Annotated in this window: 18 protein-coding genes; 9 read left to right on the plus strand and 9 right to left on the minus strand. The window is 71.2% G+C overall.

All coding sequences use genetic code 11. The features are described 5' to 3' along the window. Positions 1 to 146 precede the first annotated feature (146 nt). Positions 147 to 1268 (plus strand): NADH:flavin oxidoreductase, encoded by a 1122-nt coding sequence (locus tag AWZ10_RS14460; RefSeq protein WP_060891245.1) that lies wholly within the window; start codon positions 147 to 149, stop codon positions 1266 to 1268. Between the two features lie 48 nt (positions 1269 to 1316). On the opposite strand, the gene AWZ10_RS14465 is transcribed toward AWZ10_RS14460, so the two are convergent. Continuing rightward, on the minus strand, positions 1317 to 1988 hold the full coding sequence (locus AWZ10_RS14465; protein ID WP_079023865.1) for a Uma2 family endonuclease: 672 nt from the start codon (positions 1986 to 1988) through the stop codon (positions 1317 to 1319). A gap of 59 nt (positions 1989 to 2047) precedes the next feature. After that, complete coding sequence (locus AWZ10_RS14470) at positions 2048 to 2890, minus strand: hypothetical protein (RefSeq protein WP_060891246.1); 843 nt, start codon at positions 2888 to 2890, stop codon at positions 2048 to 2050. A gap of 498 nt (positions 2891 to 3388) precedes the next feature. Here AWZ10_RS14470 and AWZ10_RS14475 point away from each other — a divergent pair, with 498 nt between their 5' ends. Both AWZ10_RS14475 and AWZ10_RS14480 read left to right on the plus strand, forming a co-directional pair. Further along, on the plus strand, positions 3389 to 4273 hold the full coding sequence (locus AWZ10_RS14475) for an LLM class flavin-dependent oxidoreductase (RefSeq protein WP_079076621.1): 885 nt from the start codon (positions 3389 to 3391) through the stop codon (positions 4271 to 4273). A gap of 25 nt (positions 4274 to 4298) precedes the next feature. Beyond that, a complete protein-coding gene (locus tag AWZ10_RS14480; protein ID WP_052769746.1) occupies positions 4299 to 4916 on the plus strand; it encodes a hypothetical protein in 618 nt (205 codons plus the stop codon). On the opposite strand, the gene AWZ10_RS14485 is transcribed toward AWZ10_RS14480, so the two are convergent. Together AWZ10_RS14485 and AWZ10_RS14490 are read right to left on the minus strand one after the other, a co-directional pair. Beyond that, positions 4913 to 5119, minus strand: coding sequence for a DUF397 domain-containing protein (locus AWZ10_RS14485; protein ID WP_046708761.1), 207 nt, complete (start codon positions 5117 to 5119; stop codon positions 4913 to 4915). The two genes, AWZ10_RS14480 and AWZ10_RS14485, sit on opposite strands and share 4 nt — an antisense overlap. Then, positions 5103 to 5942: a helix-turn-helix domain-containing protein gene (locus tag AWZ10_RS14490; RefSeq protein WP_046708762.1), complete on the minus strand. Its 840-nt coding sequence runs from the start codon at positions 5940 to 5942 to the stop codon at positions 5103 to 5105. Before AWZ10_RS14490 ends, AWZ10_RS14485 begins: the two co-directional genes overlap by 17 nt. A gap of 115 nt (positions 5943 to 6057) precedes the next feature. Between AWZ10_RS14490 and AWZ10_RS14495 the strand changes: the two genes are divergently transcribed. Further along, positions 6058 to 6288: a hypothetical protein gene (locus AWZ10_RS14495; protein ID WP_234360721.1), complete on the plus strand. Its 231-nt coding sequence runs from the start codon at positions 6058 to 6060 to the stop codon at positions 6286 to 6288. Further along, a complete protein-coding gene (locus tag AWZ10_RS14500; RefSeq protein ID WP_060891247.1) occupies positions 6285 to 6497 on the plus strand; it encodes a hypothetical protein in 213 nt (70 codons plus the stop codon). The genes AWZ10_RS14495 and AWZ10_RS14500 overlap by 4 nt, the downstream gene beginning before the upstream one ends. Before the next feature lie 102 nt (positions 6498 to 6599). On the opposite strand, the gene AWZ10_RS14505 is transcribed toward AWZ10_RS14500, so the two are convergent. Beyond that, complete coding sequence (locus AWZ10_RS14505) at positions 6600 to 7178, minus strand: hypothetical protein (RefSeq protein WP_060891248.1); 579 nt, start codon at positions 7176 to 7178, stop codon at positions 6600 to 6602. Between the two features lie 196 nt (positions 7179 to 7374). Between AWZ10_RS14505 and AWZ10_RS14510 the strand changes: the two genes are divergently transcribed. Then, a complete protein-coding gene (locus AWZ10_RS14510) occupies positions 7375 to 7599 on the plus strand; it encodes a type II toxin-antitoxin system VapB family antitoxin (RefSeq protein WP_060891249.1) in 225 nt (74 codons plus the stop codon). Further along, a complete protein-coding gene (locus AWZ10_RS14515) occupies positions 7596 to 8012 on the plus strand; it encodes a PIN domain-containing protein (RefSeq protein ID WP_060891250.1) in 417 nt (138 codons plus the stop codon). The genes AWZ10_RS14510 and AWZ10_RS14515 overlap by 4 nt, the downstream gene beginning before the upstream one ends. Positions 8013 to 8061: 49 nt before the next feature. Here the strand turns inward: AWZ10_RS14515 and murQ are convergent, their stop codons facing one another. Further along, positions 8062 to 9024: an N-acetylmuramic acid 6-phosphate etherase gene (gene murQ, locus AWZ10_RS14520; RefSeq protein ID WP_060891251.1), complete on the minus strand. Its 963-nt coding sequence runs from the start codon at positions 9022 to 9024 to the stop codon at positions 8062 to 8064. 160 nt (positions 9025 to 9184) lie between these two features. Next, the gene (locus AWZ10_RS14525) at positions 9185 to 10168 is read right to left on the minus strand and encodes a MurR/RpiR family transcriptional regulator (RefSeq protein WP_046708252.1); all 984 of its coding nucleotides are present in this window, start codon (positions 10166 to 10168) and stop codon (positions 9185 to 9187) included. Between the two features lie 88 nt (positions 10169 to 10256). Between AWZ10_RS14525 and AWZ10_RS14530 the strand changes: the two genes are divergently transcribed. Together AWZ10_RS14530 and AWZ10_RS14535 are read left to right on the plus strand one after the other, a co-directional pair. Then, positions 10257 to 10688 (plus strand): hypothetical protein, encoded by a 432-nt coding sequence (locus AWZ10_RS14530; protein ID WP_046708251.1) that lies wholly within the window; start codon positions 10257 to 10259, stop codon positions 10686 to 10688. Beyond that, on the plus strand, positions 10685 to 10957 hold the full coding sequence (locus AWZ10_RS14535; protein ID WP_037688546.1) for a DUF4031 domain-containing protein: 273 nt from the start codon (positions 10685 to 10687) through the stop codon (positions 10955 to 10957). The genes AWZ10_RS14530 and AWZ10_RS14535 overlap by 4 nt, the downstream gene beginning before the upstream one ends. A 13-nt stretch (positions 10958 to 10970) precedes the next feature. On the opposite strand, the gene AWZ10_RS14540 is transcribed toward AWZ10_RS14535, so the two are convergent. Beyond that, positions 10971 to 12074: a GNAT family N-acetyltransferase gene (locus AWZ10_RS14540; RefSeq protein WP_046708250.1), complete on the minus strand. Its 1104-nt coding sequence runs from the start codon at positions 12072 to 12074 to the stop codon at positions 10971 to 10973. Between the two features lie 29 nt (positions 12075 to 12103). Then, entirely contained in the window at positions 12104 to 13339 is a 1236-nt protein-coding gene (locus AWZ10_RS14545; RefSeq protein ID WP_234360725.1) for a Cmx/CmrA family chloramphenicol efflux MFS transporter, read from the minus strand. Between the last annotated feature and the right edge of the window lie 109 nt (positions 13340 to 13448).

Consider the following 13448-nt stretch of genomic DNA (forward strand, 5'->3'; position numbering starts at 1 on the left):
CCGAAGCGGGTGCGGCGGCGGAATTCCGTGCCGGGTGGGGCGGTTGGGAGAAAGGATGCTAGATGCGTGCGCATCTAGTGCATATCGCATCTTCCCACCGTCAACGTCCCCTTGATGTCCAGCCGACCTCTCCGAGGAGTCCCCACGTGACCACCGCCTCCACCTCCCGTGCCGCCGAAGTACTGTCCCGACCCGTCACGATCAACGGTCTGACCGTTCCGAACCGGATCGCCATGGCCCCCATGACGCGGGTGTTCTCGCCCGGCGGTGTCCCGGGGGCGGACGTGGCCTCGTACTACGGGCGGCGGGCGGCCGCGGGGGTCGGCCTGATCGTGACCGAGGGCACCTACGTCGGGCACGAGACGGCCGGGGACCTGGACGGGGTGCCGCGGTTCGCCGGCGAGGAGCAGCTCGCCGGATGGGCGAAGGTCGTGGAGGCGGTGCACGCCGGTGGCGGCACGATCGTCCCGCAGCTCTGGCACATCGGGACTGTCCGCCAGCAGGGCAAGCTCTTCCCGGACGCCCCCGTGTTCGGCCCCTCCGGCCTGCGGCCCGACGGCACCGAGGCGGAGGGCGGCCGGGCCATGACCCAGGCCGACATCGACGAGGTCGTCGCCGCCTTCGCCAAGTCCGCCGCCGAGGCCGAGCGCATCGGCATGGACGGCGTGGAGATCCACGGTGCCCACGGCTACCTGATCGACCAGTTCCTCTGGGAGCGCACCAACCGCCGTACGGACGCCTACGGCGGTGACCTCGTCGCCCGTACGAAGTTCGCGGCGGAGGTCGTGGCGGCCGTAAGGGACTCCGTGTCCGCCGACTTCCCGGTCATCTTCCGCTACTCGCAGTGGAAGCAGGAGGCGTACGACGCGCGCCTCGCCGAGACGCCGGAGGAGCTGGAGGCGCTGCTGAGCCCGCTCGTGGCGGCCGGGGTCGACGCGTTCCACGCCTCGACGCGCCGCTACTGGCAGGCGGAGTTCGACGGCTCCGAGCTCAACCTCGCGGGCTGGACGAAGAAGCTCACCGGCAAGCCCACCATCACCGTCGGCTCGGTCGGCCTGGACGGCGAGTTCCTCGCCGCGTTCGCCGGTGAGGGGGCGACGCTCAAGGGTATCGACGACCTGCTGAACAGCCTGGAGGCCGACGAGTTCGACCTCGTCGCCGTGGGCCGCGCGCTCCTCCAGGACCCGGAGTGGGCGGCGAAGGTCCTCGACGGCCGCCTGGGCGAGCTGAAGGCGTTCGAGCCGGCGGCGCTGGGTTCGCTCAGCTGAGGTGGTGCCGGGCCCACGAGTCCGGTGGGCCCGGCATGGGGGGGCGGGTCAGTCGGCGTAGTCCTTCAGTTCTTCCGTGTCCAGGGTGAAGCCGAGGGGGTCGGGCAGCTCCACCGGGGTTCCCCAGGGGGATGGGGTGATCTGCTGGTAGCTGCCGTCCTTCGGCTCGCTGTACACGACGACGGTCTCCTTGTCGCGATCGACGAGGAGGTAGACGGGGATGTCGACTGCCGCATAGCCGACGGGCTTGTCGATGCGGTCTCGCTGATTGGTGTCGCGATCGTGTGAGGTGATCTCGACGACCATGAGGACGCCGTTGGAAGCGGACCACTCCCCGTGGCCCTTGAAGTGACCCCGTTGCGCGAGAGCTCCGTCCGTGCGAGCGCGACCTTTGCGGTAGGCCTCGGTCCTGACTCCGCGCTCGTGGTAAAGACGCAGGCCGGGGCGATGCTGCAGGCACTGCTCCAGCAGCCACATGAAGATCTCGCTGTGGTTGCCGTCCGGCATGGCCTTGACCTCAAGTTTTCCGTTGATGTACTCAAGCCGGACGGTCTCCGGTGCCCGCCGCTCCAGTTCCTCGAAGTCCTCGACGCTCAGTGGGTCCCTGGTCCGGACTCGCCCGTCGACGAATTCGAGCCGGACGTGCTCCGGTGCCACGCTGGCGAGTTCCTCGAAGTCCTCGACGGGCATCTGCGGACGTTCGGCGGTGCTGGGGGTCATGGCGTCGCCTCCTCCCCTCCATCGTGCCCTGGGGTGATGCCTGCGGACCGTAGGAGCGGTCATGCGGGTGTCCTTTCTCGTGGCTGTTGTGACATCGCCGCACGGATCTGGGCCGCGTGGATGTGAACTGCGGCGGCGGACAGGGGCGTGTTGGGTTGAGCAGGGGCGTGTTGGCCCCGGCAAGCGCTGCACATGCCGCCCGGCAGGGCCTCCGGGGGGCCCGGGGTGCCGCATTCGCCGCACTCCAGCATGCGGAGGGGCGGGCGTACGGGGTCGGGAGTGGGCGCCGGTTCCGGGGGGAGCTTGGTGAGGAGGCGGGTGCGGAGGAGGGCCGCCGGGCTGTGGACCGGGGTGGGGAGGCCGCAGGTCAGGGCCTGGCGGATGGACTCGTCGGTGGCGCCTCGCTCGAACCACGGCAGCAGGAGCGGGGCCAGCGCCGCGCACTCCGCCTTGGAGAGGGAGAGTGCGGGGGTCGCCCGGCCCAGGGCGGCCAGGGGGATGTGGGCGCGGGAGCGGGTGGGGGATCTCTTCGGGTCCTGCCCGTGCTCCTGCTCCTGCGGCACGTCTCCCCGCGTGAAACCCGCCCACCAGTCGTCGTCCCGTGCCGTTCGGGAGAACCACGATCGGGTGATCCAGCGGGAACTGCCCGACTCGGTCTCCACGGACTCACGGCCCCGGCGCAAGTGGCCCGCTTCTTGCAGCCTGTTGAGGGCCGTCCGGAGCGCGCACTGCCCGTAGATGAGGGTCTTGGCCAGCGTCTTCACGGAGATGTCGGCGCCCTCGGAGAGGCGGTCGATGTACGCGGCGATCGCCGCTTCGCGGGGTGGGAGGTCCGCGAAGTCGTGGGCCGTGCGGGGGTGTTGGCCGGGGGCGGTGCGCTTGCCGTAGCCCGGGTTGGCCATGGGGTGGGGGCGCGGAGGGTGCGGGTCCGCGTGCGCGGGCAGGGGGGCAACACTAAGGTTGGCAGTAGCCATGGGGATCGAGTGCTTTCGATCTCGTAGGTCAAGCCCCCGCAGGTGTTGGTAGCACCTGGCGGGGGCTGTTTCGTCTGCGGGCACGGTATCAGCATCGTCACCGTGCGTGGCAACTCGAACGCGTCAAGTCAACTCGCCGGGTGGGAGGGTGGGTTGAGGCCCACCTCCCATTCCTTGGAAAGAGGGCTCGGAGCTGGGGGCTTGAGCTTCGGGGCGGTGATCGGGGCGTTAAATCGGTCGCCGGGGGCGGGGCGGCTGAGTAGCGTGGTCGTACTTCGACGATCACGCTCTCCAGAAGGACGCCGCAGAAACGGGAGCGGACGCGCACGACGGTCGGTTTGCGGCCTTCCGTGCGTGGCCAACGAAGCGGGCGGCAGTGATTTTGCCCTGCCCTTCTTCCGCTTCCGCTCACAGGAGTGATCCGCCATGAGTTCCGTAGCCGTACCCGCACGCATACCCGTCGGGCTCGGTCTGCCCGTCGACGATCCCGCCGGCCTGCCGGCCTGGGCCCGGCTCGCCGAGGAGAGCCCGTTCAGCACGCTGGGCCTGCTCGACCGGCTCGTCTACGACAACCCCGACCCGCTCGTCACCCTGGCCGCCCTCGCCGGGGCCACGAGCCGTATCCGCGTCCAGACCGAAGTCCTGCTCGCGCCGCACTACAACACCGCGATCCTCGCCAAGCAGACGGCCACGCTGGACCGGCTCTCCGGCGGGCGCTTCACCTTCGGGATCGGGGTGGGTGGGCGTGAGGACGACTGCCGGGCCGCCGGGATCGACATCCGGCGGCGCGGGCGTCGGCTGGACGAGCAGATGGAGCAGCTGCGTCGGGCGTGGTCCGGGCAGCCGTACGGGGAGGGGGTCGGGGCGGTCGGGCCGCTGCCCGCCACCCCCGGTGGGCCCGAAGTCCTCTTCGGCGGCTTCGCCCCCGCCGCCCTCGAACGTGTCGCGCGCTGGGGCGACGGTTTCCTCGGCGCGGCGCTGCCTCCGGCGTACATGGACCGGATGTTCCGTGACGTCGAGGCCGCCTGGGAGAAGCACGGGCGGCCCGGGCGCCCGAAGCTCGTGGCCCAGGTCAACGTCGCGGCCGGAGCGCCGTCCGTGATCGCCGACGCCCGTGCCAGCCTGCTGCGCTACTACGCCTTCACCGGGCGCGCGGAGTACATGGCGGAGGGGTTGCTGACCACGCCGGACGCAGTACGGGCGGCTGTCGCCGGGTTCGCCGGGATCGGGGCGGACGAGGTGATCCTGTACTGCTGGTCCTCGGACCCCGGCCAGATCGGCCGCCTCGGTGAAATGCTGTTCGATCAGTAGGTGTTGTTGAGGGACGGGGGCACTGGTGGGCAAGAAGCATGTACGGAAGATGCTGCGGAAGATGGAGAGTGGTGAGTCCGTTCGGCTCGTCGTCAGCATGACGACGATGAAGGGACTCGTCCGACTCGCCTTCGTCGCCCAGCAGTTCGGTTACGAGTACGCGGACCTGAACCAGGTCGAGAACAGTTTCGCGCTGCACATCGTGCCCGACCCGAGTCCGGAGGGCCGGGAGCGTGCCGCGCGCAACCGGGAGCGGTATCCCGACGCCGGGAACGGGGGCTCGCTGCCGCCTGTCCCGCCCGACGAGGCCGGACTTCTCAAGGCCCGGATGCTGTTCGACCTCGGCCGCCAGTTCACCGACAAGCAGCGGTTCGCCCTCGCGGGTATCACCATCACCGGGATGGTCGTGGGCATCGCGTACCGGTTCGCGAACGGCCCGACCGGCGTCGTCATCGCCGTCGGCAGCTGGGCCGCGTGCATGGGCCTGGTGTACGTCGGGCTCGTCGCCGGTCGACGTCGCCACGTCAAGTACACCGCCCAGCTTGAGGCCGCCGGGTTCACGCCGGTGACCGACCAGGTCGGGCGGCTGCGGTATGTGCCGCCGGGCAGACAGCTACCGGGTCACGGCAACCCGTTCGCCTAGCGCGACTTGAGGTCTTCGACGAACGCGGACCACGCCTCGGCCCGGAACACGAGCTTCGGGCCGAGGGGGGTCTTGGAGTCGCGTACGGGGATGTGGGTGGGGTGGTTGGCGGCTACTTCGAGGCATTCGCCGCCGCCGCCTTCGCTGTAGCTGGATTTGTGCCATACGGCGCTGCTCAGGACGTGGTCAGGGATGCTCCTCATGGGTGTAATCCTGCGCCAACTCCTCGACCAGGGCCAGGGACTTCTCAGGCGGGAGCGCGGTGGCCGCGAGGAGTTCGAAGGTGAGCTTGAGCTGCGAGACAAGGGCCGGGTCGTCCTCCAGCCGTCCGACACGGGGACCCTCGAAGTAGACCAGCGAAGGGGCGTCGTCGAAGTCCATAAGCCTGAACGAACCTCCCATCGCAGTGTGGGCGCCCGCGCTGAAGGGCAGCACCTGCACGATGACTCGGTTCCTGCGGGCCAGACCGGCTACGTGGGTCAGGGCTTCCGCCATCACAGCCCGGCCACCGGTCTCTCGGCGCAACGCTGCTTCGTCAAGCATCACCCACAGCATCGGTTTTGTTGGATCATCGAGCAAGCGAGCTCGGGCGACCCGGCCGTCCACCCACTCGTCGATGGTCTCTTCCGGTGCCGTGGGGGCGAATCCACGGTTCACGGCCCGTGCGTATGCGGGCGTCTGGAGCAGACCGGGGATCAGCATCGGTGCGTATTGCCTGATCGCAGTGGCCTCTGCTTCCGCCTCCGCAGCCGCTGCGAAGTGCTCGGGGTAGCGAGACTTGGAGGCCGCTAGGCAGTTCCGCGAGAAGAAGTCGTTCGTGTCGAGGGCGACATCGATGAGGCGGGCGATCTCGGGCTGCATGCGCCGTACGGCCGCCTCCAATTGCCCCACGAACGACCCGCTCACGAACAACCGCTGGCCCAGATCCTCCTGACTGAGCCCCGCCCTCTCCCTCGCATGGCGCAGCTCCGCGCCCAAAAGCGCCCGGGGTGACGACGACGGGTCCAGATCCTTCGGTCCTGGCATGGCTACCGCTCCCTGTCCAGCAGATCCCCTGTTGGGGCGTCGTATCTGGCCAGGCTAGATGCCCTTCGGCCACGCTGTGTCGTGAATCGGCAACCCAGCGTGGAGGGGTGTGGGCGTGAAGAACAGAGCGGCGGCGAAGGGGCGGAGCGCGGTGCGGACGACCGAGGAGGCCGTGGAGCAGCTCGACCAGGCACTGCGCGGAGTCGGCATCGTGCTGCCGTCGCTGCGCGTCGACCCGGTGACCGGGGCCAGCGAACTGCCTTACCCGCTGGTCGAGTTGGGGTGCTGCAACCTCCAGGTCGCCGCCGACCTCGCCGCCGTTCTGCGTGACGCGGCAAAGACGTGACCACGCCGCAGCGGTCGTACGCCGTGGACGTACGGGACGGGCGGCTCGGCGAGGTGATGGGCCGCGAGGGCGGTTACGTGCAGTTGCGGCCGGTCGGGGGCGGGCGGGAGTGGGACTGTCCGCCGGACACGCTGCGCGAGGCCGCCCCGGGGGAGGTGCTGCGGGCCCGGGTGCGGCAGGTCAACGGGGAGGGGCGGCTGCCGTGTTGAACACAGGTGCCGCGAAGGCGCCCCCTTCCCTCCTGGTACGCCTGACGGTGTCCTCCGTGACGACGCGCCCGGTGGCTGGGGCTGGCTGGGGGTGGCGCCCGCTCACAGGTTTCCCAGCGGCTCGATGTCCATCCGGACCGGCTCGCCCCAGATGCGCGTCACGTCGTAGTCGGTGAACTCCTGGACCAGGCGGTAGGCGATGGCGGGGCGGGGGCCCCGGCGCTGGGCGGCGAGATACAGCTCGGCCTCGCGGGGGTCGCGGCGGGGGGTGCCGCAGAGCTGCCAGACCTGGCCGTTCCACGCCTCCGGGAGCCAGCGCTCCTGGGCCTGGGGGCGCTCGTCCCGCACGCCGTAGCGGGAGGGGGGCGGGGTGGCGGGGCCGGTGGGCCGGGGAGGGCCGTAGCTGTCGTTGAGCTGGGTGCGGCGGGCGGCGCGGCGGCGGGTCTCGCAGAGGAGACAGCGGTCGGGGGCCTCCTCGTCGACCGGGCCGTTCGGATGCTCGGCGCAGCGGGTCGTCGGCGCGGCCGCCGTGACCGTCTCGTCCAGCAGCTCCAGGGCTCGTCTGAGGTCCGCCTTCACCTCGTGCAGCCGGGCGTCCGGGGTGTCGGCGTTCAGCGCGTCGCCGTGCTCCCCGAGGAGACGCAGGGCGCGGCCGAGGGCCGTGAGCTGCGCGTGGTTCACGTGCTCGGTCCTTCCCTGGGAGACGTGGGAGACGTGGGTGACATGGGTGGCATCAGCGACCCCCACCTGACATCAGCTGATCCCCACCACCGTGCCACACACCACTGACAGTCCCCGAAGGCCAGGCTCGACCTCGGAGGGGTATGTACACTCGACGAGGGTATTGGCGGAAACTCTGTACATCGCGGGAGGCCGCATGTCTCTGACACACATCGACATCGACGATGAGGCGCTGGAGACCGCCAAGCGCCTGGGCGGGCACCGGACGAAGACCGCCGCGGTGGCGAAGGCGCTGGAGGAGTACAACATGCGGCTTCTGCGCGCTACCGCCCATGACAAGTACTTCGAGCTTGCCCAGGAGTGGGACATCGAAGGCGCCGAGGCCGCGCACCGTGCGGACAAGGAGGCCCACCGCGCGTGAGCGGTTACCTGTTGGACTCGTCGGCCTTGTGGCGCCTGCTTCGGGACCGGAGTCTCCACGAGGTGTGGCGCCCCGTCGTCATGGACGGCGACGTCCGGTCGTGCTATCCGCAGCGGGCGGAGTTCCTGCGCTCGGCACGCGGCCTCAAGGAGTACGAGGCCTACAGCGCGATGTTCGCCGAGCTCTACGACGACGTCTCCGTCCCGAAGGGCGCGCCCCACTGGATCGGTGGGCTGCAACTGCGGGCCGCCGGGCGGGGAGAGCATCAGGCGCTGTCCGCTGTCGATCTGCAGGTCTGTGCCACCGCCGCTCACCACGGTCTTGTCGTCCTGCACGACGACAGGGACTTTGTGACAGCCGCTCGCCTGGCGGTCGAACTTCGACAGCTCAACGTGCACCAAGCACCGCTGTAGAGCTGACGCGGAGCCTGCTCCGGGAGCTCCCCACCTGTGCCCGCGCAGCTCAGCCCGTCGTCATCGCCGCCGCCAGGGCCGTCCTCAGATGGCCCTCGTTCGCTGTCAGCAGGCGGGCCGCGGTGGGCGCGTCCACGCCGCTCAGGATGGTGAGAATCGCGTTCTTCACCTGGCCGTTCGCGGCGGTGAGGGCCGTTTCGATCTCGGTGTCCGTCGCGCCCGTGGCGAGGGCGACGATGCGGTGGGAGCGGGCGCGGAGCTTGTCGTTGGTGGCGCGGACGTCGACCATCAGGTTTCCGTAGGTCTTGCCCAGGCGGATCATGCTGATCGTCGAGAGCATGTTGAGGACGAGCTTCTGGGCCGTGCCCGCCTTGAGGCGGGTCGAGCCCGTCACCAGTTCCGGGCCGACGACGATCTCGATGCCGTGGTCGGCCGCCGCGGCGAGCGCGCTGGCCGCGTTGCAGGACAGGCCGACCGTCAGCGCCCCGGCCGCGCGCGCGTGCTCCACAGCGCCCACCGCGTACGGCGTGCGACCGGAGGCGGAGACGCCGACCACTGTGTCGTCGGGCGTCAGCCCGAGCGCGTCGAGGTCCGTCCGGGCCAGCTCCGCCGAGTCCTCCGCCCCCTCGATCGAGGTCACCATGGCCTCCCGGCCGCCCGCGATCAGGCCCATGACCTGCGAGGGTGCCGTGTTGAAGGTCGGCGGGCACTCGGACGCGTCCAGTACGCCCAGCCGGCCCGCCGTGCCCGCGCCCGCGTAGATCAGCCGGCCACCCCGGGCCATCCGCTCCGCGATCGAGTCGATCGCCGCCGCGATCAGCGGCAACTGCGCGGAGACCGCCGTCGGCACGGTCGCGTCCTCGGCGTTCATCAGCTTCGCGATGTCGAGCGTCGGCAGCTGATCGATGTCGGCCAGCTCCGGCCGGAACGCCTCGGTCGTCAGCGACTCCAACTCGGCGCGCACGGAGAGGTGGTGGGGGAGGGCGGAGGCGTTGGAGGAGGAGGGGGGCATGGCGACTCATTCCGTACAGTGCGGTCCGGTCCGGTGCGGCTGTGCCTTCAGGTCGGACGCCGTGGTTGTCTGCGGGTTCGTCGTGGTCGGTCGCGCCCCGCGGTGGAGCCGCGGACGGCACAGTCCCGCGCCCCTGACGGGACGCTCGCTCCCGGACGCACTACCGCGACGGGCCCCCGGTCCGATGTCGATGCGCCAGTGCCTCGTACGAAGCGGACAGCGCCGGCGCCGCCGACTCGTACGTCCGTTGCGCCACCCCGATGAACAGGCAGTCCACCACCAGCAGCTGACTCGTCCGGGACGACATCGCCGCCGGGCGCAGCTCGCTCTCCCGGGCCGTGGACGTCGTCAGGACGTGATCGGCGTACTGGGAGACCGGTCCGTCCGGCCGCCCGGTGATCGCGATCGTCGTGGCCCCGTGGTCGAAGGCGGCCCGCAGCGGCTCGATGACGTCGCCCGTCGAGCCGGAGTGGGTGATCGCTATGGCCACGTCCTTCGCGCGGAGCTGCACCGCGTTGGTGACGGCGAGGTGCGGGTCGCTGTGCGCGTGGGCTATCAGCCCTATGCGGAGCAGCTTCTGCGCGAGGTCCTGGGCGACGAGCCCGGACGCCCCGACGCCGTAGATGTCTATGCGGCGGGCCCCGGCGAGCGCACCGACCGCCGCGCCGAGCTGGGCCATGTCGAGTCCGGCCGCCGTGTCCGCCAGGGTCTGCTGCTCGTCGTAGGCGAGCTTGGCGACCACGTCGGGGAGCGGGTCGTCGACCGCGATGTCGGCCGTGACCGAGGGCGCGCGGCCCGACTCCTGGTGGGCGGCGAGGCCGGCGAGGGCCAGGCGCAGGTCGCGGTAGCCGGGGTAGCCGAGGAGGCGGGCGGTGCGGACGACCGTCGCCTCGCTGGTGCCGGTGAGCTCGGCGAGGCCGGTGACCGTGAGCGCCGCGCAGCCCGCCGGGTCCCCCGCGACGGCCTCCGCGACCCGCTGCATGGAACGGGTCATGGAAGGGGCCAGCGTCCGCACCTTCGCCGCGAGGGCGGCGGGTGCGGGAGGCGTGGGGGGTGTGGTCGCGGCGCCGCTCCGCCCTCCGGCCGGGCGGCCCGGGGCCTGTCCCTCCGCAGGTGCGAAAATTTCCTTCACGTCATCGCTCACATCTTGAAAGATATTTTCTTTCCGGCCATATGGTCAAGGGCCGCACAATGGATGCATGAGTCCCAGCAGCGACCCCGTTCAGCCCCCCATGGAGCCCGTGAGCCCGCTTGAGCAGGCGCTGCACGCGGCCCGCGCCCTCGTGCTCGCCGATCTGGCGGCCGGGAAGGTCGCCGAGGCGGATGTCGTGTCCATGGTCGAGGACTCGGTCGTGCAGCGCCGCTGGTGGGTCGAGCAGTGGCCGGACGGCGTGGCGTACGTCGGCGGGCTCGTCGCCCAGGACGTCCAGGACGCCCTGCTCGAACGGTACGGCCGCTGGCCCCTCTGCCCGGTCTGCGGCGACGGCGACCCGCACGCGCTCGACGTGGAGCCGGAGCTCGGGCCCGATCCGCGGTGGGTGTGCCACCAGGCGGGGGTGCGGGTCGCCGCGGTGGGGGCGCTGGGCTCGGCGTACGGGGCAGCGTACGGAGAGGCCTCCGGGGACGTGTCCGGAGAGGCCTCCGGAGAGGCGCCGTCCTCGTGACCCTCTACATCGACCCGCCCACCTGGCCGGGGCACGGGCACATGTGGTCCCACCTGGTGAGCGACGTGTCCTTCGACGAACTGCACGCGTTCGCACGGCGGTCGGGCATCCCCGAGCGCGCCTTCGAGCGCGACCACTACGACATCCCGTCCCACCGCTACGAGGAGGTCGTACGGGCGGGGGCCGTGGAGGTGGGCTCGAAGGAACTGCTGCGCAGGCTGACGGAGGCGGGGCTGCGCAGGCCGAAGCGGCGGGGAGCTACGGCCTGAGGCCCGGCGTACGTCAGCTGCGCAGACGGAGTTCGTACGCGAACTGCTCCCCGTGCTCCCCGTCGCCCCAGTCGTCGCTCACCTTCTCGAATCCGGTCCGCGAAACGACGCCCTGCGAAGGGATGTTGGCCTTCTCGACGACCGCGAACAGCGACCGTACGTCCCCCTGCTCCCGGCCCCGCTCCCGCGCCCAGCCGGCCAGCGCGCCCAGCGCCTCGGTCATGTAGCCGTGGCCGCGTGCCCCCTCGACCAGGTCGTAGCCGACCTCGACACGGCCCTCCTCGTCCGGGGCGCCGTGGTAGCCGAGCGCGCCGACGGCCAGCCCGTCCTCCTTGCGGACGAGCACGAACATGCCCCACTCCGGCCGGTGCACCCCCGCCTCGTACGCCTGGAACACCAGGCCCGCCCCGACCCGCGTCCCCTCGATCGGGCCGCCCACGATCCAGTCGAAGCCACCGGTGCCGCCCTCGGCGAGGTCGGCCGCGGCCGCCGGGTGGATGCCCTGGAGGACGACGCGCTCGGCGTCGATGTGCAGCGGGTTGCTCCAACGCCACTCCGTGACGGGCGCGCGCCCCTGCAGCTCGCCCCGGCCGGTGGCCCACAACAGCGTCGCCCAGGGGTCGTCACCGGGCCTGACCTGCGGGAAGAGGCGCGCGAGAACGGACTCGCACAGTCCGACGGGCGGCACGGACGCGGACGCGGGGAGCCCGAGGCCCTCCGCGATGTCGTACGTGTGCAGCAGCACCTCGGCGACGCCCATCGCCGCGAAGCCCTCGCGGTCGGCCGCGCGGAACGGATACGGGTGGAAGGCGCGGACCGTGCGGGGGGCGGTGCCGACGACGGCGGTGAGCAGGGCGCCGGTCGTCCGGATGACCTCCAGTACGTCGGTGTTCTCCTCGCACTCCGACATGTCGATCTCGAACGGTACGTAGCGGGCCGTCGGCCGCCCCGCCAGCTGCCCCGCGTACGCGATCAGATCCGACGCGATGTGGTCCGCGGTCCCCCGGCAACTCCACTCCAGCCGACCGGCCTTGACGCCCTCCCAGTCCTGGCCGGCCACCGTCCCCAGCACCGCGAGGCTGTGTTCGACGGCTTCCTGTACCTGATCCCCACCCATTGGTCGCATGGCGGCGAGGATAGGAGAGATCAGACGTCAGTACGTACCGGATTTACGGTGCTGTCGGTGTTGTCCTTGCCGGTGCTGTGGCTTCTTCCGGCCACGCGGCGGGAGGCCCGCGTACGCCGGTCGAGGCGCAGCGACACGGCCGTGACGCCGATGGCGGCCGCGGTGATGGCGCCGCCCGCCCAGGCCGTGGAGGCGAAGCCGAAGCCCGCGTCGATGACGACGCCGCCGATCCAGGGGCCGCCGGTGTTGCCGAGGTTGAACGCGGCGGTGGTGGTGGCGCCGGCGAGGGTCGGGGCGGCGCCGGCGACGTTGAACAGCCGGGCGTTGAGGGCCGGGGCGGTGTAGAAGCAGGACACCCCGAGGAGGAAGGAGAGGAGGACGGCGGCGACGGCGTACTCGGCGAGCAGCGCCAGGGCGACGAGGAAGACCGTGGAGGCGGTGATACCGCTGAGCAGGACCCCGAAGAGGTGCGCGTCCGCGACCCGTCCCCCGATCGCCGTGCCGATCAGCGCCCCGATCCCGAACAGCGCGAGAACCGACGGCACCCACCCGGCGTCCAGCCCCGCCACATCCGTGAGCAGCGGCGCGAGGTAGCTGAACGCGCAGAAGACGCCTCCGGCGGCCAGCGCCACGACCGTGATGGACAGCCAGACCTGGGGGTCGCGGTAGATCCGGACCTCCTGCCCCGGCCGGGGCCGCTCCTCGGGCCGGGGAATGGCCGGAACCAGTGTGACCACCCCGACGAGCGCGACCGCCGAGGCCACCGCCACCGCCCAGAACGCCGACCGCCACCCGAAGTGCTCCCCGAGGAACGCCCCCGCCGGCACCCCGAGCACGTTCGCGATCGACAACCCGCCGATCATGATGGCCAGCGCCCGTGCCCGCGCGTTCACCGGCACCATCGCGACGGCCACGGCCGCCCCGACCGCCCAGAACCCCGCACAGGCGAGCGCGCTCACGACCCGGGAGGCGAAGAGGACGGCGTAGCTCGGTGCGAGGGCGCCCGCGACCTGCCCGAACCCGAAGATCGTGATCAGTGCGACGAGAGTCGTACGCCGGGGGAGGCGCAGCGTCGCCACCGCCAGCAGGGGCGCCCCGACCACCATCCCGATCGCGAACGCCGAGATCAGCAGCCCTGCCCGTGGAATGGACACGTGCATGTCCTCGGCGATGGGCGGCAGCAGCCCCGAGAGCATGAACTCACTGGTTCCGAGTGCGAAGACGGCGAGGCCGAGGACGTAGACGGACAGGGGTATACGGAAGCGGGCATGGTCGGGAGCGGGGGCGGGTGAGGACATATCCATGGGCAACAGGCGGTCGTGGGGTCGCATTCCCCGGCGCCCCCCCCCCCCCCCCCCCCCCCCC

Origin of the sequence: Streptomyces europaeiscabiei, from assembly GCF_001550375.1 — a bacterium.
Classification (GTDB): Bacteria; Actinomycetota; Actinomycetes; order Streptomycetales; family Streptomycetaceae; genus Streptomyces; species Streptomyces europaeiscabiei.

Bases quoted from the DNA above. Each gene is read 5' to 3' on its own strand.
- AWZ10_RS14465 (WP_079023865.1), bottom strand. From the start codon at position 1,988: ATGACCCCCAGCACCGCCGAACGTCCGCAGATGCCCGTCGAGGACTTC.
- AWZ10_RS14470 (WP_060891246.1), bottom strand. From the start codon at position 2,890: ATGGCCAACCCGGGCTACGGCAAGCGCACCGCCCCCGGCCAACACCCC.
- AWZ10_RS14475 (WP_079076621.1), top strand. From the start codon at position 3,389: ATGAGTTCCGTAGCCGTACCCGCACGCATACCCGTCGGGCTCGGTCTG.
- AWZ10_RS14485 (WP_046708761.1), bottom strand. From the start codon at position 5,119: ATGAGGAGCATCCCTGACCACGTCCTGAGCAGCGCCGTATGGCACAAA.
- AWZ10_RS14490 (WP_046708762.1), bottom strand. From the start codon at position 5,942: ATGCCAGGACCGAAGGATCTGGACCCGTCGTCGTCACCCCGGGCGCTT.
- AWZ10_RS14510 (WP_060891249.1), top strand. From the start codon at position 7,375: ATGTCTCTGACACACATCGACATCGACGATGAGGCGCTGGAGACCGCC.
- murQ (WP_060891251.1), bottom strand. From the start codon at position 9,024: ATGCCCCCCTCCTCCTCCAACGCCTCCGCCCTCCCCCACCACCTCTCC.
- AWZ10_RS14530 (WP_046708251.1), top strand. From the start codon at position 10,257: ATGGAGCCCGTGAGCCCGCTTGAGCAGGCGCTGCACGCGGCCCGCGCC.
- AWZ10_RS14540 (WP_046708250.1), bottom strand. From the start codon at position 12,074: ATGGGTGGGGATCAGGTACAGGAAGCCGTCGAACACAGCCTCGCGGTG.